The organism is Rhizobium sp. AQ_MP, from assembly GCF_014237835.1.
GTDB lineage: Bacteria > Pseudomonadota > Alphaproteobacteria > Rhizobiales > Rhizobiaceae > Allorhizobium.
Map to the genome: position 1 here is coordinate 127,304 of NZ_JACJVI010000011.1, position 22,006 is coordinate 149,309.

A 22,006-nucleotide genomic window follows, 5' to 3' on the forward strand; every position below is an offset into this window, starting at 1 on the left:
ATTAGGTTTTCGTTGCCGCCAATACAATGACGCAACGGTGAAAGCTCAGTTCACCGGTTCGCCCTGCAGGCGCTTGCGGTGGATCTCCTCGGCATTCGGAAGAGCGTCACGCGGTACGGTGAACACCTGTCCCGGCTCGATCATGTCGGGATTGTTGATCTGGTTGGCATTCGCCAGATAGATCGTGGTGTAACGCACACCCTGACCATAGACGCGCCGGGAGATCTGCCAGAGCGTATCGCCTCGGCGGATGATGACGCTGCTGTCGCTTTGCGCCAGAGGTGCCTGCTGGATCGTCTTCGGCTCCGCAGAGGCTGTCGCGTCGGACGTTGCCGGAGCTGTTGTGCCAGCATCTGCCGCCGCCGCCGGCGCTGCGGCAGTCTGTTCGGGTGTCGGTTCGGCGAGAAGGTCGCGGATCAGCGCCACAAGCTTCGGCAAGGCGGCACCCAGCGCATCGACATCGCCTGTTGGAACCGACTGAAGCAGAGCGAGCGCTTCCTTGGCCTTGGCGGAATGGGCACTGATGGCTGCCGTGAAGTCCGGTGCAGCAGTTGCGCCAGGGCGGAAGTCGATGATCGACTGCAGGCCGATCTGGGTGGCGGACCGAGCGGCCGCCGCCTGCTCCAGCGCCGGCTTCTGGCCATTGGCGAAGAGGTTCTCGAGGATCGTCATCGCCTTCGTCAGTGAAATCCGCAGCCGCTCGAATTCGACCTGTTCCGGGCTTTGCGAAGAGGAAGCCGCAGGCGGTTTTGTCTGGGCAACGACCGACACCTGTTCGCCCGCTGGACGCTCGAAGGGGACGGAGGCGCGCACGACGACCTTGCCGGTCGCATCAAGCAGTTCCACCTCGATGATGTGGTTGCCGACTTCGAGCTTGATTTCGCCTTCGATGACGAAGTTGCCGCTGCCATCGCTCACCGCCTCGCCGATCGTGGTCTTGTTGGCAAAGCCGCGAACGGTCGCACCCGCCGGCGCCTTGCCCGCCACGAAGATGCGGTCGCCCTCGATTTCGACGGCTGTGACCTGAACTTCGGTCGCGCCGGGAAGGGCGGCGGGCTCTTCGGCGACCGGTTCAGCGGCGGGAGCAGCAGCGGTTTGACTGCCGCCAGGAAGTGTGGGCGCCGTGCCCGCGAGTTCCGTTGCCGCAGCCGGGAGATCCGGCAGAGTGACGGACCCGGCGGTAGCAGGCGTGGTTGCAGGCGTCGTGGGCGCGGTAGCCGGGGCAGCATTGGCCTGCGCCGCAGTGGCGTTCTCTGCACCGGGCAGTGTGATCAGACGGCTCGCCTCGCCGGGTTTGGACACCATGGCAAGCAACTCACCCTTGCCGCCTTCGGGTACGGAAATCGTCGCAACTTCCTCCGACGTCACGACCTTGCCATCCGGTGCTGTCGCTCGGATCTGGAGCGAGTGGTCGCCCGGCGCGAGCGGCTGATCGAGCACGGCGGCGAAATCACCGGTGCCATCGACTGTCTGCGAGGAAATGACCTGTTCACCGTTTAGGATTTCGACCTTGGCACCCGGAACCGCATTGCCGGCGATCACGGTCGAACCATCGGGCTCGACGCGCAGCACGTCGAAGCGCGGCGCAACCTCGGCCGCAGCGGCGGGGGCGGCCGGGGTGACCGGCTTGCCGAGCAGCGCATCCTTGATCGAGGCGATCATGCCTGCCGCCTGGGCCGGATCGGCCGGCAGTTTCTGGATCATGCTGAGTGCAAGTGTTGCATCCGCTTGAACGGCCTTGATGCCGTCTATCACCGCTGCATCCAGACCCTGCGGGACCTCGATTGTGGAAAGAGCCTGAAGCGCTCCCTGGGCCAGTGTCCTGGCAGCCGTATAGGCTTCGATACCCGGTGTCCTGCCATCGGCGAAGAGGGCTGTCATGCCGTCGACTGCCGCAACGGCCTCGCTCTTCAGGCGGTCCATCTTTTGCGTTGCGGCGGCTGCAACATCGGCGACAGCGGTTTCCGCAGTGGCTTTGGCCTGATCGGTGGCCGACTTCACGGCATCGGCGGCTGCGTTCACGGTCGGTGCGTCACCGGCCGTCGTATTGAGCCGCGGCATGATGACGAAGACCATCAGCGAGGTCACGATGGCAAGCACAAGCAGGACCACCCAGAGGGCACGGTTCTTCATTTCTCAAGTCTCCCGGCGGATGAGCCGCCATTCCCTTGGAATTGCTAGCGTCAACCCGATGAATCGACAAGCGGCGATGGATCAATCCACCCGGCCGGACAAGGGTTTTCAGCCAATTTTGTTGACCTGAAGCGGGCGAGCCTGTTTTTTGCCTCGCATGAGCGAACAGAAAACTCCGATTCGATCCGTCTGCGTCTATTGTGGCTCCCAGCCCGGACGCGATCCCGCCTTCATGGACGCCGGCCGCAAATTCGGCCGCGCTCTGGCAGAAAGCAATCTCCGCCTGGTCTATGGCGGCGGCACCAAGGGCATCATGGGAGCGGTCGCCTCGGGCGTGCTCTCGGCCGGCGGCCATGTGACTGGCATCATACCCGAATTCCTGGTCGACATGGAAGCGACCCGCCATTCGCTCGGCCAGCTCAACGAACTGATCATCACCAAGGACATGCACGAGCGCAAGCATGCCATGTTCGAACGCTCGGATGCCTTCGTCACCTTACCCGGCGGTATTGGCACGCTGGAGGAGATCGTCGAGATCATGACCTGGGGCCAGCTCGGCCGCCACGCCAAGCCCATGGTCTTTGCAAACGTCAACGACTTCTGGAAGCCGATGCTGGAGCTCATCGACCACATGTCGGCCTCCGGCTTCATCCATACCGCCCATCTGGTGCGCCCGCTGGTCATCGACCGGATCGAGGATATCGTGCCGGCGATTCTTCAGCGCTGGTCCGAAACCGGAGCGCCCGAAGGCGACCCGGCGACCATTTCAAAGCTTTGAGCGAGATCAGCGCTGCCGGAGCATCGGCAGCGTGTAGATGACGAGCGCCGCCCAGATCAGCGGGAAGGCAACGGCTTTCGCCATGCTGAAGGGCTCGTGGAACACGAAGACGGCGGTGATGAAGATCATCGACGGGGAGATGTATTGCATGATCCCGATCGTCGACAGGCGCAGCAGCTTTGCGCCATTGGCGTAGAGGATCAGCGGGATCGCCGTGACGAGGCCAGCCGAAGCAAGCAGGATCGTGTCTGTCGCATTGCCCATCAGGAAATGCCCGCCGCCATTGAGGTTCAGATAGATCAGGTAACCGAGCGCGATCGGCGAAAGGAGCAACACCTCCAGCAGGAAGCCCTGGTTCGGCCCGATCGGCAGCGTCTTTCGGAAGAAGGCGTAAAAGCCCCAGGAAAAGGTCAGCGCCAGTGCGACGAAGGGCAGGCGGCCCGCCTCGACCGTCAGGATGATGACGGCGACGACGACGAGCGCCAGTGCTGCTATCTGCGTGCGCTTCAGCTTTTCCTTGAGAAGCACTGCGCCAAGCAGGATCGAGAACAGCGGATTGATGAAATAGCCGAGGGCGGTGTCCAGGGCATGGCCCGCGCCGATCGCCCAGACATAGATGCCCCAGTTGATGCTGATCAGCGTCGCCGTCACGGCGGCCATGCCGAGCATGCGGGGATTGCGGATTGCCTTCTTGAGGTCGCCTGTCTGCCGGATGACGAGCAGCAGCAGGCCTGCCACCGGCACCGACCAGAGGATGCGATGCGCGATGACCTCCGCCGGCGAGATATGCGCCAACGCCTTCATGTAGATTGGCAGCATGCCCCAGAACAGATAGGCCGAGAGCGCGAAGAGAAAGCCGTTCAGGCTGTCCCGGTTCTCGGCGGGCGCGGTGACGTCGGCCATGGTGTTTCCTGACTTTTGTTATGCTTGGAAACGGAATTACGCCTGCAGGTTTGCAGGCGCCAATTCATTTCTGTGAAGCATCGTTCAGGTAGACCGATCGTTTGGGCGCGTCCGAATTCACTCCGCTGCGATCTGCCCCGCCAGTTCGCGGTTCTTCATCAGCTTGTAGACGATACTGTCCATCAGTGCCTGGAACGAGGCGTCTATGATATTCTCGGAGACGCCGACCGTCCACCAGCGAGCGCCGGTCGCATCGGTCGACTCGATGAGAACGCGGGTGATGGCTTCCGTACCGCCATTGAGAATGCGGACCTTATAATCGGCCAGTTCGAGATCGAGGATTTCGCTTTGATACTTGCCGAGGTCCTTGCGCAGCGCAATGTCGAGCGCGTTGACCGGGCCGTCGCCTTCCGCGACGGACATCACGGTCTCACCGTCGACAAGCACCTTCACCACGGCTTCGGAAACGGTTTTCAGCCGGCCATGGCTGTCGAAGCGCCGTTCGACCATGACGCGGAAACTCTCGACCGCGAAGAAGTCCGGCACGGTGCCGAGCGTCTTGAGAGCGAGCAATTCGAAGCTCGCATCCGCGCCCTCATAGGCATAGCCCGAGGCTTCGCGTTCCTTGACGACAGAGATCAGCGTGTCGAGCTTCGGATCGTCCTTGGCGACCCGGATGCCGCGGCGCTTCAACTCGTTGAGGAAGTTGGCCTTGCCGCCCTGGTCCGAGACCATGACCTTGCGGAAATTGCCGACACTTTCCGGCTCGACATGCTCGTAGGTCTTCGGATCCTTGAGCAGCGCCGAGGCATGGATACCGGCCTTGGTGGCAAAGGCCGAACCGCCGACATAAGGGCTCTGGTGGTTCGGGGAGCGATTGAGCAACTCATCGAAAGCGCGCGACAGGCGGGTGAGGCCGACGAGCTTTTCCCGGTCGATCGAGGTCTCGAAGCGCGACGCATAGGTTTCCTTGAGACAGAGAGTCGGGATGATCGTGACGAGATCGGCATTGCCGCAGCGTTCGCCAATCCCGTTCAGCGTGCCCTGGATCTGCCGTACGCCGGCCTCGACGGCGGCGAGCGAATTGGCGACCGCCTGGCCGGTATCGTTATGCGCGTGGATGCCGAGCGAGGACCCGGGGATACCGGAGGCGATGACGGCCGAGACGATCTCGCGGATCTCCGGCGGCTGCGTGCCGCCATTGGTGTCGCAGAGCACCACCCAGCGGGCCCCGGCCTCGTAAGCCTCTTTCGCGCAGGCTATCGCATAATCCGGATTGGCCTTGTAGCCGTCGAAGAAGTGCTCGCAATCGACCATGGCCGTCTTGCCCGATTGGACGACGGCCTTGACGCTGTCGCGGATGCTTTCGAGGTTTTCCTCGTTGGTGCAGCCGAGCGCCACCTTCACGTGATAATCCCAGCTCTTGGCCACGAGGCAGATCGCGTCCGCCTTGGCTTGCAGAAGTTGGGTCAGCCCCGGATCGTTGGATGCGGAGACACCGGCACGTTTGGTCATGCCGAAGGCGACGAAGCCGGCCTGTTTCGTGCGCTTCTTGGAAAAGAACGTCGTGTCCGTCGGGTTCGCGCCTGGATAGCCGCCCTCGACATAGTCGAAGCCGAACTCGTCCAGCATGGTGGCGATCGCGATCTTGTCCTCGACAGAAAAATCAATCCCCGGCGTCTGCTGGCCGTCGCGGAGCGTCGTGTCGAACAGGGTGATCTTTTCGCGTGTCATGCTGTTGTCCTCAGGCAACTTGGTGATCTCAGCCCCTCATCCCCGGCGCAATTTGTTGCGCCTGCGCTGCCGCACCTTCTCCCCGCGAGCGGGGAGAAGGCCCGGACGGCGCCGTCACTTCCTCTCCCCGCCTGCGGGGAGAGGGTAGGGTGAGGGGCAATGCTCATATTCAATTCTTCCCCGCAAACCGATCCGTCGCCCGGATCAGCTGGTCGAGAATGCCAGGCTCGAGATAGGCGTGACCGGCCCCCTCGATCAGGTGGAAATCCGCCTTCGGCCAGGCCTTGTGCAAAGCCCAAGCATATTTCGCCGGGCAGGGCATGTCATAGCGGCCGTGGATGATCACGCCCTGGATGTCCTTAAGCTTGTAGGCATCGCGCAAGAGCTGACCTTCCTCCAGCCAGCCGGCATGGACGAAGAAGTGGTTTTCGATGCGGGCAAAGGCCAATGCGAAGTCCGGGTCATAGAAATGGTCCGAATAATCAGGGTTCGGCAGAAGCGTGATCGTCTCGCCTTCCCAGGAGCTCCAGGCCACCGCGCAGCGCAGCTGTTCCTCGCGGTCGGTGCCGGTCAGCCGGCGGCGATAGGCCGCCATCATCTCGTGACGTTCGTTCTCCGGGATTGGTGCGCAAAAACGCTCCCACTTGTCCGGGAACATCTCGGAGACGCCGAACTGGTAGTACCAATCGAGCTCGGCCTTGGTCAGCGTGTAGATGCCGCGCAGGACCAGTTCGGACACGCGCTCCGGATGGGTCTCGGCATAGGCGAGCGCCAGCGTCGAGCCCCAGGACCCACCGAAGACGAGCCATGTCTCGACACCCATCAGTTCACGCAACCGCTCGATATCGGCGACAAGATGCCAGGTTGTGTTGGCCTCGATCGAGGCATGCGGCGTGGACTTGCCGCAGCCGCGCTGGTCGAACAGGATCACGTCGTAGAGCGCGGGATCGAAGAGACGGCGATGCGACGGGCTAGTCGCGCCACCCGGGCCGCCATGCAGGAAGACGGCGGGCTTGGCACCCTTGGTGCCGAAACGCTCCCAATAGATCTGGTGACCTTCGCCGACATCGAGCATGCCGGTCTCGAAGGGTTCAATTTCGGGATAAAAGCCGCGCAATTCATTCGTCATGTCATGTCCTTTTCGGTGGCCAGGCCACCGTATCGTGATCGGGATGCTGCCGTGAGGTGGCGGCGATCCCCGCATTGCCCGCCGGAAGATCCGAGCGGTCGGTCTGCTTTTCCGGCAGTCCGAAGAGTTTGTCGAAATAGGGCACGCGGCTTTCGACGCCATCCTGCGAGATGGGCTCTGCCATTTCAGGCTTGTCGAGGCTGCCGATCGTCACGCTGATGTAAGGAGAGCCCTTGGTGCGGAAGAAAAGCGGCGTGCCGCAGTCCTTGCAGAAGCCGCGCCCGCAAGGGTCGGACGACTGGAACCAGCTGGGCTCGCCGCGCATCAACAGGAAATCCTCCTGCCGGGAGCCGGCCAGCGCCATGAAGAAGTTGCCGCTGGCCTTCTGGCACATGCGGCAGTGGCAGATATGCGGATAGCCGAGTTCACCGGCGATCTTGTAACGGATCGCGCCGCACTGGCAGCCGCCCGAATGCACCTGACGGGTCATTGATCATCCTCCGGCGGCCATACGGGCGTATCGTGATCGGGGTGCTGGAAGCTTTCGATCGAGGCGAAGAAGGCTTCATATTCAGGGCTCGTATAGACCGGTTTCTCGAACAGCTGATCGATCCAGGGCAGGCGCTGGTGATGGTTCACCTGGATCTGCGGCTCGAAACGTTCCGGATGGTCGAAGGCGCCGATGGCCAGTTCCACACCGTTGGGGTGGTGATAGGAGAGCGGCGTTCCGCATTTGGCGCAGAAGCCGCGCTTCACCTTGGCCGAGGAGCGGTAGAGCATCGGCTGCCCGCGCGTCCAGGTCAGATGCGCCTGATCGGCCGTGACGAAGGCGCCGAAGAAGGAGCCGAAATGTTTCTGGCACATGCGGCAATGGCAGATCGACGGCCGCCCAAGCTTCGACGCCTGGAACCGGACTGCACCGCACTGACAGCCACCGCTTTCGATTTCACTCATCTCGACGTCCTCATTGCATCGTCACATAAACGGTGACGCCGATGATCACCGCAGCGACCAGAACGCCTTTGGCGATCAGCCCGTAAAGCAGCCATTTCGGCATCTTCGTATTCGGGTTCGGCTGCGTCACGACTTCGCCTCCGGCCACTGCTCCGTGTCCCGGTCCGGATGCTGGTAGGACACGACCTCCGGCAGGAAAGGCGCATCCTTGAGATCATCAAGCGTGGCACGCTCCGGCAGGGCAGGGATGGCGTCGACGAAGGCGAGTTTGCATTCGACCCCGAACTGGATGGTCGGCGGCAGCCGCGACGGATCATCAAAAGCGCCCGCCGCCAGCGACAGCCCGTCCGGTGCCTCATAGGTGAGCGGCGTGCCGCAATCGCCGCAGAAACCGCGTTTCACGAAGTTCGACGAGGCAAAACGCTTGGGCGCGCCGCGTGTCCAGCTGACCTCGGCATCGCCGACGGCAACAAGCGGCGCGTAATAGGCCCCGAAGGCCTTCTGGCACATCCGGCAATGGCAGACGGAAACATCTTTCGGTTGGCCTTCCATGCGAAAGCGGACCGCGCCACATTGGCAGCCGCCGGTGTGGGTGAGGGGGGAGGTCATGGGGTGAACCTCTTGTGCTTGGCGTTACCCCCCTCTGCACTGCCGGGCATCTCCCCCACACGGGGGGAGAGCGGCACCCCGCCGACCTTCGCACCATTGTCTCCTGTGTCCACCATGGGATCGCACAGCGCATGCGCCCCCACTCTCTCCCCTTGTGGGGGAGATGTCACGAAGTGACAGAGGGGGGTAAACCGCGACGCAGCCGTATCCGCAATCATCACGCCCACCCTTTGCCCGCAACGATCACGATATGCTGGCAGACATTGTCGATATCCCGCAGCACATCGTCGTTCCAGAAGCGCAGCACGGTCCAGCCATCCTGTTCCAGACGTCGCGTCCTCGCCAAGTCATAGGTTAGGTCAGCATCGTTCCCATGTTGAGACCCGTCCACCTCCACAATCAGCTTATGATCCGAGCAGGCGAAATCGACGATGAAGCCGGCAATCGGCACCTGTCGGCGAAAGCTGAGACCCATCAGCCGATGCGCGCGCAGGCAGCCCCAGAGCTTGCGCTCGGCATCTGTCATCTCCTTGCGCATGCGCTTCGCATTGGCGCGCCGTTGTGGTGGAACGGGTGCATGCGGCATGACGGCTCCCATCACCGGGATTGACTGGTGGGAAGACTGCGGATGGTTGGGTGTTAAGGCAAGGGGCCTGTTTGGCGTTGTGTGTTTGGTACCCCCCTCTGTCCTGCCGGACATCTCCCCCACACGGGGGGAGAGCGGAACCCCGCGGTCGTTGCCCATGACGTCAAACGGCCCAGAGTTTGATTGCCGCAGCGCATGCGTCCCAACTCTCCCCCCTTGTGGGGGAGATGTCACGAAGTGACAGAGGGGGGTAAACCGCGACGCAGCCGAAACCATGTTACCGCTTGACCTCCCAGGTCGTGACCCGCTCGCCGGTCTCCTTGTCCTTGCCGTCCCTGAGCTGGATGCCCTTGGCAGCCAGATCGTCGCGGATCTTGTCGGCTTCGGCGAAATTCTTGGCTTTGAGCATTTCGAGCCGCATGTCGACCAGCGCCTGGACGGCGGCGGAGAGGTCGTCGCTGACCTCCGCCTTCTTCGGAGCCACGCCGAGCAGAGCCGCCGAGGCGACGAACAGTGGCAGCTTCGAGGGATCCGCATTTGCCGCCTGGGCGAGTGCATGGACCGCCTGAACGGCGGCGACCGTGTTCAGGTCGTCGCAGACGGCTTCCAGAACGGCTGCATCCGGGGCTGTCTCGCCAGCATCACCTGCCGGCCATTTCGCCAGCAGACGCTCCGCCTCCTCCAGCCGCTTCACCGAAAAATCGATCGGCTCGCGATAATGCGTCATCAGCATCGCAAGCCGCAGCACTTCGCCGGGCCACTTTCTCCCGCCGAATGTCTCCGTCGCCAAGAGCTCGTTGATCGTGACGAAATTGCCCTCCGACTTCGACATCTTGCGGCCCTCGACCTGCAGGAAGCCGTTATGCATCCACACGGTTGCCATCAGGTCGTTGTCGAAGGCGCAGCAGGACTGGGCGATCTCGTTTTCGTGGTGCGGGAAGATCAGGTCTAGCCCGCCGCCATGGATATCGAACTGGTGCGGTTTCGCCTTGGCCTTCGGCGAAAGGCGATCCTTGATCTCTTCCCAGAGATAGCGGTCCGACATGGCAGAGCATTCGATATGCCAGCCGGGACGGCCGAAGATCGCATGCGCCTTGCCTTCGAAGGTGAAATGCGCCGGCCAGCCGGGCTCGGTATCGGCCGACTGCTTCCACAGGACGAAATCGGCCGGGTTCATCTTGTGGCTTTCGACGGCGACGCGGGCACCGGCCTGCTGGTCCTCGAGCTTGCGCTTCGACAGCATGCCGTAATCCGCCATCGAGGCGGTGGAAAACAGCACTTCATGCCCTTCGGAGCCGGTTGCGACATAGGCATGGCCCATGTCCAGCAGCCGCTGGATGATCGTGATCATCTGGGCAATGTTGTCGGTCGCGCGTGGCTCGACGGTAGGTTTCAGGCAGCCGAGGGACGCCACATCCTCATGGAACTGGCTCTCCGTCTTGCCGGTCACGGCGCGGATGGCGTCGTTGAGGCTCATCGAGCCGTCGGCAATCTGGCTACCGAAATCGCGCAGCGCCCGTGCATTGATCTTATCGTCGACGTCGGTGATGTTGCGAACGTAAGTGACCTTGTCCGCGCCATAGGTGTGGCGGAGCAGCCGGTAGAGCACGTCGAAGACGATGACGGGGCGCGCATTGCCGATATGGGCGAAGTCATAGACGGTCGGGCCGCAGACATACATGCGCACATTGTCGGGATCGATCGGCTCAAAGTCGACCTTCTCGCGTGTGAGCGTGTTGTAAAGCTTGAGGCCGCCGGCCATGTGGAACTCCCAAAATGATTGACCCGGCTGGACCGGGTCGTTTGTCATCTGGGGCTATGCAGGAGACGAAAACGGCCAGGCCAGCGAATGCGCTAGCGAATAATGATCCCGCAAATGATGCAGAGGCTCGTTTTCATGGGCGCTGTTATGGCGCGAGGCGGGGATTTGGTCAAGGGCGGTTGCAGCGTCCCGGAATGAACCGTCCCTGTGGCAAAAGCTGTGGATAGTCGCCATCAACCTTAAGTCTTTTTCAAGATAACTACCCCAAATCTAGCGAGGCAATCCCTAAGCCCTCGGAGATGATCTTCGGCATGGCCCAAACCCTGCATCTACCCACAGTGATGATTGTCCATGCGCTGATTACGCTGATATCGACGGTGGTGACCCTTTACATGTGGGTCCGCAATCCCGACAGCCGAATCCTGCCGCTGCTGGCCGCCGCCGGCTTGGCTGCCTGTTCCGCCATGTTCCTGCATTCTGCCCGAAACAGCCTGCCGCTGGTCCTCTCGTCTGGTGTGGGCCTCGGCCTGGGCGTTCTGGCGGTCGGCCTTTATTGGCAGGCGGTGGTGGCCTTCGAAGGAGGCCGAATCTCGATCGCCAAGGCCTCCGTCGGCCTCTTCGCCTGGACAATTGTCTGGGTGACATCACTCCTCCACCAGTCGATCGATGCAAGAACCATCGTCCTTGGTCTCCTGGTCGCCGGCTATTGTTTTCTCACCGCCTTTGAAATTCTGCGCAAGGCGCAGCGGGAACCCTTGCCGTCGCGCTCGATTGCAGCCTTTGCCAACATCATTCGCGGCGTGATCTGGCTGGCCCCGGCGCCGCTCTCGTTGTTCGTGGGCCCTGCCTATGAGCCGGATGGCTCAACTGCGCCATGGTTTGCCTATATCGTTCTCGCCAATTCCATGATGATCGTGCTCTCGCTGGTGGCGCTGCTGATGCTGGCGAAGGAGCGCGACGAGCTGCGCTATCGCATTGCTTCCGAGCGGGATCCGCTGACCAATGTTCCCAATCGTCGAACCTTCGTGTCCGCAGCCAAGGCGGCCTTGCAGAGAGAAGACGAAACAAGCCTGCTTCTGATCGACATCGACCACTTCAAGGTGGTCAACGATACCCATGGTCATGCTGCCGGCGACCAGGTCCTCATCGCCTTTTCGCGTGCCATGGAGCAGCGCATGCACAAGGGTTGGCACTTCGCCAGATTGGGTGGTGAAGAGTTTGCCTGTCTCATGCCCCGCATCAGCGCGCAGAAAGCCGTTGTCCTTGCAGAGAACCTGCGCCATGCCGTGGCTGACATGGTCATTGCGGCTCCTTCTCCGCTGCAGATAACGATCAGCATCGGCATTAGCGACGCCAATGCCAAAGGCGCGGATCTCGATATGCTTCTTGCCGGTGCCGATGCGGCCCTTTATCGGGCCAAGGCGGAGGGCCGCAACTGCGTGCGACTTTATGAAGCCGCCGCCCTGCTGGAGGAAACCGCCGCGACGCTGGCCGACGCCAACGGCTATCGGCGCGGTGCCATTTCTCGCCTGCGCCGTCGCCGCAAGTAATCAGGCGGCAGAGCGCGGCAGCCTGACGAGACCAAGAACAAGGGCGCAGCCCATGATGATGATCAAGCCACCAAACAGCTGCATCACCGTTAGCGGCTCATCCAGCACGAAGGCTCCAACCAGAACCGCGACAACGGTCACGACGAATTCGACGCTGATCGCAGCCGTCGCACCGATGCTTTTGACCAGGCCGAAATAAAGCACATAGGTCAGCGCGCTCATCAGGGCCGCAAGCGCGACGAGATAGAGATAGTCCAGGGCAACGGGCGTTCCGGGGACCGGTACGAACCAAAGAAGTGGCAGTGTCAGGATCCCGCCGGCAATGAAGGAGCCAATCGTGACCTCCCAGGGGCCGGTGCTGGAAAGATGGCGGCTGGCATAATTGCTACCGAAGGCCGCCGAAAAGGTCGAGCCGATCATGGCTGCGCAGCCGATCAGAAACGCCGCCGTGACCGGGACAGCCGGGAAGCCGACCAGCATGATGATGCCAAGGGTGCCGAGACCCAGGCCGAACACCCGGGCCGGCGTGATCCGCTCCAGACCCCAGAGCTGGGCGATGACCATGGAGAACAGAGGGATCGAGGCGACCAGGATCGCGGCCATGGCCGTTCCGATCAGCGGCGTCGCATAGGAAAGCCCCACCAGTTGCCCCGCCACCGTCGTGGCGCCGACAATCGTGAAGGGCAGCCATCCGGCCGAAAAATCCAGCCTTCGCCGCATCAGCCTCGCGATCACATAGAGAAGGCCGCCGGCAATGAAGCAGCGGAAGGTCACCGCACCGATCCAGCCGAAGGCCGCGACCACGTGCAGAAGCAGGAGGAATGATAGCCCCCACGCCAGAGACAGATAGGCGTAAGCGGCGAAATCTCTGGGGGACATGGGATGCAATCGATTTCAGTGGCGAGCGGATTTGCCCTAATACGCCTCGTTTGGCTCGGTATAAAGCACTCAGTCTGGTTGGCCGAGATCCATCCACTGCTGCATCGCATCTACCACGTCCACGGTGGGGTATTGCCGGATATCGTCGTCAGAAGCGCCTGCAGCGAGTTCCCGGGCCCAATACCACTGCTGGAAAACGGCGTATTTGCTCTCGATGAGACTGGCGCCTTTTGCAGGCGCCGCCGCCTGTCGCACCAGCCATCCGCGGACTTTGCGAATTGCCAACTGGTAGTCCCCGCCATGCGCCTCAATGTCCCAGCCGGCAATATCGGACAGACACTTCTGATAGTCGTAGCGCCGTTCCTCCAGAACAAGGATGCACTTGCTGGTGAGCGGCGCCGTACCGAACGTCTTGCATCCGTAGTCGATGCCAAGCTCGAACGGCATATTCATCCGCGCAAATTCGCCTTTAGCCTTCGCTTTGTTCCGACTGAGATCATGGATACCAAATCTCGACGTGCGTATGATTTCGTCAATTCGGTTCAGTCGATTCAGTGCATTGTCACCATTCTGCGGTGCAAGGCGAGGCATAAATCCGAGAAAGGTCACACAGAAAGCGATTGCCTGGAGAAGGGGGGAAAAATCGTCATCGAACGGGCAATTGATGAATACCGAGCGTTCGAACATAGCCCCGCCCGTCAGCCCTTGGGTGGAACGGGATCGTTTCCGAAGCTGCTGCGTTCGCGAATGCGACCGTCTTTCCCATGGATGTAAAGTTCGGTCTGGTGGGATCGGGCGATTTCGCGCGCGGCTGCGATAGCTTCGCCTTGTGTCGTATGAAGGCTGCTTGCACGGGTCGCACCGGCGCTCAGAACGCCCCATTTGCCCGATCGCGGCACCACATGCTGTGCTTTCGACTTTGCCATGGTTTTCACTCGCTCCAACACACTTGAATATAGTCGAAGCGCGTTAATGTCGCCAGTGGTGCTTATTCCGGCATCCGGTAGTCGACCATCCTGTCTTCGCGCACCTGGTAGAGCTTGCCGGTTTCCGTCTGGTCCGGGCCGACAAGCGCCAGAAGCTTGGCAGCGACTTCGGAGGGATGCGGCAGGGTCGCGGGATCTTCGCCCGGCATGGCCTGGGCGCGCATGGCGGTGCGGGTGGCACCCGGATCGACGGACAAGACGCGCAGCGGCAGGCGCTGCGTTTCGGCAGCCCAGGTGCGGGCAAGCGCTTCGACTGCGGCCTTGGACGCGGAGTAGGGGCCCCAGAACGGCCGGCACTTGTGCGCGGCACCCGAGGACAGGATCAGCGCGCGGCCCTGGTCTGACTTGATCAGCAGCGGTTCGAGCGAGCGGATCAGCCGCCATGTTGCCGTCACGTTGATCGTCATGACCTTGTCGAACACCTTCGCCTCGACATGGCCGATGGGGGCGATCACGCCCAGAACGCCGGCATTCAAGACAGCAATATCGAGCTTGCCCCAGCGCTCGAATATATGGCCGCCGAGCTGGTCGATCGCCGCCATATCCGCGAGGTCGAATGGCACGAGCGTGGCTGAGCCACCGACCGCCTTGATAGCGTCGTCGAGCTCTTCCAGTCCGCCCACCGTGCGGGCGCAGGCGATCACATGCGCGCCGGCCTTGGCGAGTTCGATCGCGGTGAAATAGCCGATGCCGCGCGAGGCACCCGTGACGAGCGCGAGCCGTCCCTTGAGGTCGATGGTCATGGTCTGTCCTATATCCCTAGAGCATGTCCGGCTTAAGCCGGATTACGTGCTCTATCTCCTTGTTTTAGCGCAGTCCGGACGCAAAATCGCTGCCGCACTTTTGCTGGACCTGCTCGCGAGCTCAGCCGTTGGCGGCGAGCATGCTTTCCTTGCGGCCGGGCTTCTCGCTTTCCTTGTCGACAAGGCGCGTCGGATAGTCGCCGGTGAAGTAGTGATCGGTGAATTCCGGGTTTTGCGGATCACGCGGCTTGCCGCCGACGGCCATGTAGAGCCCGTCGATCGACAGGAAGGCGAGCGAGTCGGCGCCGATATACTTCGCCATCGCCGCTTCGTCGGCATACTGGTTGGCGAGCAGCTTGTCGCGGTCCGGCGTGTCGATGCCATAGAAGTCGGGATGGAAGATCATCGGTGAGGCGACGCGGATATGCACTTCCTTGGCACCGGCATCGCGGATCATCTGCACGATCTTCAGCGAGGTCGTGCCGCGGACGATGGAATCATCGACCAGCACGACGCGCTTGCCCTCGATCATCGCCCGGTTGGCCGAATGCTTGAGCTTGACGCCGAAGGCACGGATCTGCTGGGTCGGCTCGATGAAGGTGCGGCCGACATAATGGTTGCGGATGATGCCGTATTCGAAGGGAATGCCGCTCTGCTGCGCATAGCCGAGTGCCGCCGGCGTGCCGCCATCCGGGACCGGAACCACGACATCGGCCTCAACAGGCGATTCCTTGGCGAGGTTCATGCCGGCATTCTTGCGGGTCGTGTAGACGTTGCGGCCGGCAACCACGGAATCTGGACGGGCGAAGTAGACATACTCGAACATGCAGACGCGTTCGGGCTGTGGCCGGGCGGGCATGCGGGACTCGATCGAGATCGAGCCGTCTGCCTGCGTTTCGCAGATCACGACTTCTCCGTTCTTGACGTCTCGGACGAACTTCGCGCCGATGATGTCAAGCGCGCAGGTTTCCGAGCAGAAGATCGGCTTACCGTCGAGTTCGCCCATGACCAGCGGGCGAATGCCGATCGGATCACGCGCGGCAATCAGCTTGGTGCGCGTGAGCGCGATCATCGCATAGCCGCCTTCCATCTGCCGGATGGCATCGATGAAGCGGTCGGTGGTCGAGGAATGGCGCGAGCGGGCGATCAGGTGAAGAACGACTTCGGTATCCGAGGTCGACTGGCAGATCGCGCCGGTCGCGATGATTTGGCGGCGCAGCGTCAGCCCGTTGGTGAAGTTGCCATTGTGGGCAATTGCGATGCCACCCTCTTCCAGTTCGGCAAACAGCGGTTGAACGTTGCGCAGCGCCACTTCGCCCGTGGTCGAGTAGCGGGTGTGGCCGATGGCCTGAGGGCCCGGCAGCTTCGCCAGTGTTGCCGGGTTCGTATAGTGGTCGCCAACGAGGCCCATATGCTTTTCGGTGTAGAACTGCCGGCCGTCGAAGGAGACGATACCGGCTGCTTCCTGACCGCGATGCTGGAGCGCATGCAGGCCAAGCGCCGTCAGCGTGGCCGCGTCCGGGTGGCCGAGTATGCCGAACACGCCGCACTCTTCATGGAACTTGTCGTCCTGGCTGCCATAGACGACGTAAGAAGGGCTGATCTGCTTCATGGCGAGGGCCTTTGCTCCGGGGACAGACGCGGGATGCTGCGCTTTGAACAGGTAAGCCGCCGGTCTGTCCCGATCCGGCGGCGTCTGTCTAGTCTCAAGTCGCGCGACCGTCGGCCGCGAGACGATCAGTTGCTCGGTGCAGGCGTCACGGCGGCCGGAGCCTGGTCGGCAGGGGCCTGTTCGGCCGGGGCCGTCTCACCGGACGTGCCGGCTTCGTTCGCCTCACGACCCAGGATACGCTCACGGATCTGCGGCTCGATGTCCTGCGGTAGCACGGCCTCCAGCTTCAGAACGAGCGCATCCAGGAACGGCTTGGATTTCGAGTTGTTCACCCAGTCCGGACGCTGCGGCTCGTTGATCAGCCAGTTCCAGAAGGCGACGGCGACGACGAGCAGCAAGAGGCCGCGTGCTGCGCCAAAGAGGAAGCCGAGCGTGCGATCGAGCGCGCCGATGCGGCTGTCGATAATGAAGTCGGCAATACGCGAGGTGATAAAGGAGATCACGATCAGCGCGATCAGGAAGATGATGCCGGCCGAACCTGCCATGGCGATCCGGGCATCGCTCGTGTAATTCAGCAGATAAGGCACGAGGACCGGGTAGAGATAATATGCGGCAACGACCGAACCTGCCCAGCTCGCGATGGACAGCACTTCACGCGAGAAGCCGCGCACCATCGCCAGCACCGCGGAGAAGAGGACGACGCCGATGACGATACCGTCAAAGATTGTGATGGGCATAAATTCCAACTCCAAGGCTGCCGGAAAAGACCGGCATTGATGTCACCGCGGATCCGCCCGAACGCCTCGAGAGACGTCGCATCGGATCAACCATCCTCCTGATCCGTGCGGGCCTTCAGCCGGGAACCGGCGATGCGCGCCACAAGATCGGGAAGGCTGTCCACTTCCCTCCATTTGCCCTTCGAACCCTTTGGAAGGTCCGGCGAGGCAGCCGGCAAGACCGCAGCGGAGAAACCGAGCTTTTCCGCCTCTTTCAGCCTCTGGGCCGTGTGGGCCACCGGCCTCACAGCCCCCGAAAGACTGACTTCGCCGAAATAGACGCAATCGGCCGGAAGGGCAAGACCGGCCAGCGACGAAACCAGTGCCGAAGCAATCGCCATGTCGGCTGCCGGTTCGCTGATCCGGTAGCCGCCGGCAACGTTCAGATAGACGTCATGTTGCCCGAGCCTGACCCCGCAATGCGCCTCCAATACCGCCAAAATCATGGCAAGCCGGGACGAATCCCAGCCGACGACGGCACGGCGGGGCGTGCCGAGCGACGTGGCGGCCACCAGAGCCTGGACCTCGACCAGAACGGGCCTGGTGCCCTCCATGCCGGCAAAGACGGCGGCGCCGGGCGCCTTTTCGTTGCGTTCGCCAAGGAAGAGCTCGGAGGGATTGGCGACCTCCCGCAGCCCCTTGTCCGACATTTCGAAGACGCCGATCTCGTCGGTCGGCCCGAAGCGGTTCTTGACCGTGCGCAGGATGCGGTAGTGATGGCCACGATCGCCTTCGAAATAGAGAACGGCGTCCACCATGTGCTCGACGACGCGCGGACCAGCGATCTGGCCTTCCTTGGTCACATGCCCGACAAGCACCATGGTTGCACCGGTCTGCTTGGCAAAGCGGATCATCGCCTGCACGCCCGTGCGCACCTGGGTGACGGTCCCCGGCGCGCTGTCGGCGGTATCGCTCCACAGCGTCTGGATCGAATCGATGATCACGAGGTCCGGCCGTTTGCCTTCGGCCAGAGTCGCCAGGATGTCCTCGACATTGGTCTCGGCCGCCAGCAGCACGTCGGTATCGGCGGCTCCGAGACGCTGCGCCCGAAGCCGAACCTGCGCCACGGCCTCTTCACCGGAGACGTAGATGACCCGATGTCCGCGCCGGGAAAGCGCGGCCGCCGCCTGCATCAGAAGCGTCGACTTGCCGATGCCGGGATCGCCGCCGATCAACACCGCCGAACCACGCACGAAGCCGCCGCCGGTCGCCCTGTCGAGTTCGCCCATGCCGGTCGGAATGCGCGGCGCCTCCTCGATCTCGCCGGAGAGCGAGGTGAGCGTGACGGGCCGGCCTTTCTTCGGCGCCTTGCCGGGACCCGACCCGATCCCGCCCATCGGATCTTCCTCGACGATGGTGTTCCACTCGCCGCAGCCATCACATTTTCCCGCCCAGCGGGTGTGAACGGTGCCGCAGTTTTGGCAGACGAACTGAGTCTTGGCTTTGGCCATGAATTATGGGTCGCTTTCGGGGAAATCGTCGAGGGAGATGTTTTGGCGGCCGTGCTTCACACGAAGGACTGTGATAGTCTCATCGCAGACACGAATGAAGAACCGGCGCTCCTTGAACGTGAAGGCACGAATGTCGTCACGCAAATGGTCCGTCTTTGTCCCGGTAAGACCGAGTCGTGCCAATGCTTCGATCCGTTGGTAGAGTCCGATGACGAATGCATCCGCGAAGGCAGGATCGAATTGGGCTATGTAGGAATAGATCGAACGTAGATCGTTTCTGGCGGCGGTGGTCCACTTCACCTTACGGCTGGTGGGCATCGATCAGACCCCGTTTGATGTCTGCAAGCAGATCCTCCGCGTTCTCGTAGGTGTGAACTCGACCGGCCTCGACATCATCAAGCCCCTCCTGAATAAACTGACGAAGTTCGGCATCGTCCCGTTCACGCAGCAGTTCCAGACCGGCAGCAACCACCGCATCGACTGTCTCATAGAGGCCGGAGCTTAGTTTCTCTGCCACGAACTCCGCGTCTCTGGCGCTCAATTGAATGCGCTGCATCGTCTGGACTCCATCCTGAACTAGACCGAGAAGGCTGGAACAATAGCAGAACAAATCCGCCCGCGCCAGACCTCACTCCTCCCCTTCAAGATAGATCCGCTCGTAGCGCAGACCGAGCCCGGTGAGCATCTCATAGCCGATCGTCCCGGCCGCGCGGGCCACGTCGTCGAGCGGCATGGAGGGGCCGAGGAGCTCGATGTAGTCGCCACTGCGCACGGCGTTCTCGGGGAGATCGGTGATGTCGAAGATGGTGAGATCCATGGTGACCCGCCCGACGACCGGCACGCGTCGACCCGCGATCACGCCCTGAGCACCGGCAATTCCCGTGCCGCGCAATGCAATGCCGGAGCCGGAGAGATTGCGCAGATAGCCGTCGGCGTAACCGACGCTTGCGACCGCAAGGCGGCTGTCTCGTGAAAGCAGATGGGTTGCGCCGTAAGAGACGCTTTCGCCGGCCTTGGCCTCGCGGATCTGCAGGATGCGCGCCTCGGCCTTGACCACCGGCTGCATCGGGTTTTTCGCGCCGTTGACGGCCTCGCCACCGTAAAGCGCGATACCCGGGCGGGTCAGATCGAAGTGGTAATCGGACCCGAGGAAGATGCCGGCGGATGCCGATAGACTGGAATCAACACCTTCGAAAGCCGCGCTAACCTCTCGAAATTTCTCGAGTTGCTGGCGGTTCATCGGCGAGGATGGATCATCGCCACAGGCAAGGTGGCTCATGACCAGCACCGGATCGAGGCTTGCCGGTCGTGAGACGTCATCGGTGAGCGCGATTGCCTCCGCCATCGGCAGGCCAAGCCTGTTGAAGCCGGTGTCGACATGCAGGGCACAGGGGTAGGGGCCACGCTCAGTCAGCACCGCCATCCAGAAGGCGAGCTGTTCTTCGGATGCGATCACCGGCACCAGGTCATTCTCGAAGAAGATTTCTTCCTGATCCGGCCAGATACCTGAGAGCACGAAGATTCGGGCTTCCGGTGCATAGGGGCGAAGCGTTGCGCCTTCCGATGGCACGGCGACGAAGAAGTCACGGGCACCGGCGCGGTAGAGCACCTGGCCGACATCCTCGATTCCGAGTCCATAGGCATCCGCCTTGACGACGGCTGCCGCCCGCGCCTTGGTCGATCGCCGAGCCATCTCCCGCCAGTTGTCGGCGATCGCCGAGAGATCGACAGTGAGGCGCAGCGGTGCCGAAAGAAACTCCTCCGGCGCATCGAGGATGGTGAAACGGTCTGTCATGAAGGCTTCGGGTCGGTTGATCTGTCCGGCGACCCTAGCACTTTTCTTCAAGACGAAAATGCGGCGGCCCGATATTATGCTGCTATGCACAGTGTTTCGCAGCAAGAGGCGGCTGAAGCCAATCCGGTCTCGCGGCAGGAGCAGACCCGCTTCTGGCGGGATGCCCGTTTCCGCGACATGGAATGCCTGACGGCCTCCTTCATCACCCATGAATTCTCGCCGCATTCGCACGACACGTTTTCCATCGGCGCGATCGAGGTCGGCTGTCAGGTGGCGAGTATCCGCGGCACGCGCGAACACACCGGTCCCGGCGCGCTCTACCTGATCAATCCCGGCGAAATCCATGACGGCCAGCCCGGTGCGCCGGAGGGCTATCGCTACCGGATGATCTATCCCGAGCTGGGCCTGCTGACCGACGTCATAGAGGACGTGACGGGTCGCGCCTTCAACGGCACGCCAAGCTTTGGCCGCCAGTTGCTGACCGATCCGGAGCTCGCCCGTGCCTTCAATCTTGCTCATCGGCGTATCGAAAGCGGCCACGCGGCTGCGCTGGAGGGCGAGGAGAGCATGTATTGCGTGCTCGCCACCATGTTCGCGCGCCACGGCAGCGAGATCATCCGCGCGCCTGATCACAACGAACCGCTCGCCATGCGCCGGGTGCGCGACTATCTCGCCTCTCACTTCGACGAGGAGATCGGGCTCGAGACACTGGCGAAGATCGCGGGGCTCAGTCGCGCGCACATGATCCGCGCCTTCCGCAAGCAGTATTTCATCACCCCGCATGCCTTCCAGACCGACATGCGCATCCGCCATGCCCGGCATCTGCTTCGCACCGGCGCCACGCCGTCGGATACCGCTGTCGCCTGCGGCTTTGCCGACCAGGCGCATATGACCCGGCAGTTCAAGGCCCGTACGGGTCTCACCCCTGCAATCTTTCGTGCGGGCTGATCACTTTCCTTCAAGACGTCTCAGGTGGGCGGCCTTATCCCGGCGAGACAAGATCTCATGGAAACACGCATGCCATCCTCCTCACACCTCGAATTCCGCCAGGGGTTCCGATCCATCCTTCCGCTGACCGTCGCCGTCGTGCCGATCGGCCTCGTATTCGGCGCTGTCGCCGCCACCAAGGGGCTATCTGCGCTCGAAGCCATGCTGATGAGCGCGCTGGTCTTTGCCGGCGGCTCGCAGTTTGTCGCGATGGACCTCTGGAGCCATCCCGCCAGCATAGCAGCACTTGGCATGGCCGCCCTGCTCGTCAATGTCAGGCATGTGCTGATGGGCGCTTCCATCTCGCGCCACATGGGAGCCTTTTCGTTCCGGCAGAAGGCTTCCTCGATGCTCTTCCTGGCCGATGAAATCTGGGCCGTTGCCGAATTCCACGCCCGGGATCATCGCCTCAGTCCGGCCTGGTTCTTCGGCGCGGCCTTGCCCTTCTATGCCGCCTGGGTGCTGTCGGGGCTGATCGGCGCCTTGCTCGGAGGCCTCGTCGGTGATCCCGCCGTGATTGCGATGGACTTCGTCTTTCCGGCGGTCTTCGTTGACCTTGCCCCCAAGTTTTATCCAGTTTTGAGTTCGCTCCGGCGGTTTTGGGTTGCTGTATTCGGGGCGGTAGCGGCGGGTTGCGGT

23 protein-coding genes are annotated in these 22,006 nt (G+C 62.2%); 4 read left to right on the forward strand and 19 right to left on the reverse strand.

Annotated features, from left to right (window positions below):
• Positions 1-45 precede the first annotated feature (45 nt).
• Positions 46-2,133, reverse strand: coding sequence for a LysM peptidoglycan-binding domain-containing protein (locus H6M51_RS16800; protein WP_185810969.1), 2,088 nt, complete (start codon positions 2,131-2,133; stop codon positions 46-48).
• 157 nt (positions 2,134-2,290) lie between these two features.
• Here H6M51_RS16800 and H6M51_RS16805 point away from each other — a divergent pair, with 157 nt between their 5' ends.
• A complete protein-coding gene (locus tag H6M51_RS16805) occupies positions 2,291-2,911 on the forward strand; it encodes a TIGR00730 family Rossman fold protein (RefSeq protein ID WP_185810970.1) in 621 nt (206 codons plus the stop codon).
• Between the two features lie 6 nt (positions 2,912-2,917).
• Here H6M51_RS16805 and rarD read toward each other — a convergent pair whose 3' ends face one another.
• The 8 genes from rarD to cysS form a co-directional block, all read right to left on the reverse strand.
• A complete protein-coding gene (gene rarD / locus H6M51_RS16810; protein ID WP_185810971.1) occupies positions 2,918-3,814 on the reverse strand; it encodes an EamA family transporter RarD in 897 nt (298 codons plus the stop codon).
• A gap of 117 nt (positions 3,815-3,931) precedes the next feature.
• Positions 3,932-5,548, reverse strand: coding sequence for a citramalate synthase (gene cimA, locus H6M51_RS16815; protein ID WP_185810972.1), 1,617 nt, complete (start codon positions 5,546-5,548; stop codon positions 3,932-3,934).
• A 169-nt stretch (positions 5,549-5,717) separates the two neighbouring features.
• On the reverse strand, positions 5,718-6,677 hold the full coding sequence (gene pip, locus H6M51_RS16820; protein WP_185810973.1) for a prolyl aminopeptidase: 960 nt from the start codon (positions 6,675-6,677) through the stop codon (positions 5,718-5,720).
• A 1-nt stretch (position 6,678) separates the two neighbouring features.
• Complete coding sequence (locus H6M51_RS16825; RefSeq protein WP_185810974.1) at positions 6,679-7,167, reverse strand: GFA family protein; 489 nt, start codon at positions 7,165-7,167, stop codon at positions 6,679-6,681.
• Positions 7,164-7,631, reverse strand: coding sequence for a GFA family protein (locus tag H6M51_RS16830; RefSeq protein ID WP_185810975.1), 468 nt, complete (start codon positions 7,629-7,631; stop codon positions 7,164-7,166). The genes H6M51_RS16825 and H6M51_RS16830 overlap by 4 nt, the downstream gene beginning before the upstream one ends.
• Before the next feature lie 126 nt (positions 7,632-7,757).
• On the reverse strand, positions 7,758-8,240 hold the full coding sequence (locus H6M51_RS16835) for a GFA family protein (RefSeq protein ID WP_185810976.1): 483 nt from the start codon (positions 8,238-8,240) through the stop codon (positions 7,758-7,760).
• Between the two features lie 217 nt (positions 8,241-8,457).
• Complete coding sequence (locus H6M51_RS16840) at positions 8,458-8,826, reverse strand: endonuclease domain-containing protein (protein ID WP_185810977.1); 369 nt, start codon at positions 8,824-8,826, stop codon at positions 8,458-8,460.
• Between the two features lie 277 nt (positions 8,827-9,103).
• Positions 9,104-10,588 (reverse strand): cysteine--tRNA ligase, encoded by a 1,485-nt coding sequence (gene cysS, locus H6M51_RS16845; protein ID WP_185810978.1) that lies wholly within the window; start codon positions 10,586-10,588, stop codon positions 9,104-9,106.
• Positions 10,589-10,899: 311 nt separating this feature from the next.
• On the opposite strand from cysS, the gene H6M51_RS16850 reads away from it, so the two are divergent.
• Positions 10,900-12,138: a diguanylate cyclase gene (locus H6M51_RS16850; RefSeq protein ID WP_185810979.1), complete on the forward strand. Its 1,239-nt coding sequence runs from the start codon at positions 10,900-10,902 to the stop codon at positions 12,136-12,138.
• Here H6M51_RS16850 and H6M51_RS16855 read toward each other — a convergent pair whose 3' ends face one another.
• The 10 genes from H6M51_RS16855 to alr all read right to left on the reverse strand — a co-directional run bounded on the left by H6M51_RS16855 (position 12,139) and on the right by alr (position 20,380).
• Positions 12,139-13,017, reverse strand: coding sequence for a DMT family transporter (locus H6M51_RS16855; protein ID WP_185810980.1), 879 nt, complete (start codon positions 13,015-13,017; stop codon positions 12,139-12,141).
• Positions 13,018-13,086: 69 nt separating this feature from the next.
• Positions 13,087-13,704 (reverse strand): hypothetical protein, encoded by a 618-nt coding sequence (locus tag H6M51_RS16860; protein WP_185810981.1) that lies wholly within the window; start codon positions 13,702-13,704, stop codon positions 13,087-13,089.
• An 11-nt stretch (positions 13,705-13,715) separates the two neighbouring features.
• Complete coding sequence (locus H6M51_RS16865; RefSeq protein ID WP_185810982.1) at positions 13,716-13,943, reverse strand: DUF2188 domain-containing protein; 228 nt, start codon at positions 13,941-13,943, stop codon at positions 13,716-13,718.
• A gap of 62 nt (positions 13,944-14,005) precedes the next feature.
• Positions 14,006-14,746 (reverse strand): SDR family NAD(P)-dependent oxidoreductase, encoded by a 741-nt coding sequence (locus tag H6M51_RS16870; protein WP_185810983.1) that lies wholly within the window; start codon positions 14,744-14,746, stop codon positions 14,006-14,008.
• Between the two features lie 121 nt (positions 14,747-14,867).
• Positions 14,868-16,358: an amidophosphoribosyltransferase gene (purF, locus tag H6M51_RS16875; RefSeq protein ID WP_185810984.1), complete on the reverse strand. Its 1,491-nt coding sequence runs from the start codon at positions 16,356-16,358 to the stop codon at positions 14,868-14,870.
• 125 nt (positions 16,359-16,483) lie between these two features.
• A complete protein-coding gene (locus H6M51_RS16880; protein WP_185810985.1) occupies positions 16,484-17,095 on the reverse strand; it encodes a CvpA family protein in 612 nt (203 codons plus the stop codon).
• A gap of 86 nt (positions 17,096-17,181) precedes the next feature.
• Positions 17,182-18,585, reverse strand: a complete 1,404-nt coding sequence (gene radA / locus H6M51_RS16885; RefSeq protein WP_185810986.1) for a DNA repair protein RadA — start codon at positions 18,583-18,585, stop codon at positions 17,182-17,184.
• A 3-nt stretch (positions 18,586-18,588) separates the two neighbouring features.
• Entirely contained in the window at positions 18,589-18,903 is a 315-nt protein-coding gene (locus H6M51_RS16890; RefSeq protein ID WP_185810987.1) for a type II toxin-antitoxin system RelE/ParE family toxin, read from the reverse strand.
• Positions 18,887-19,141: a type II toxin-antitoxin system ParD family antitoxin gene (locus H6M51_RS16895; protein WP_185810988.1), complete on the reverse strand. Its 255-nt coding sequence runs from the start codon at positions 19,139-19,141 to the stop codon at positions 18,887-18,889. The genes H6M51_RS16890 and H6M51_RS16895 overlap by 17 nt, the downstream gene beginning before the upstream one ends.
• A 72-nt stretch (positions 19,142-19,213) precedes the next feature.
• Positions 19,214-20,380: an alanine racemase gene (gene alr, locus H6M51_RS16900; protein WP_185810989.1), complete on the reverse strand. Its 1,167-nt coding sequence runs from the start codon at positions 20,378-20,380 to the stop codon at positions 19,214-19,216.
• An 84-nt stretch (positions 20,381-20,464) separates the two neighbouring features.
• Here alr and H6M51_RS16905 point away from each other — a divergent pair, with 84 nt between their 5' ends.
• Complete coding sequence (locus tag H6M51_RS16905) at positions 20,465-21,328, forward strand: AraC family transcriptional regulator (protein WP_185810990.1); 864 nt, start codon at positions 20,465-20,467, stop codon at positions 21,326-21,328.
• Between the two features lie 69 nt (positions 21,329-21,397).
• A partial coding sequence (locus tag H6M51_RS16910; RefSeq protein WP_246780548.1) for an AzlC family ABC transporter permease occupies positions 21,398-22,006 on the forward strand: 609 nt, incomplete at its 3' end.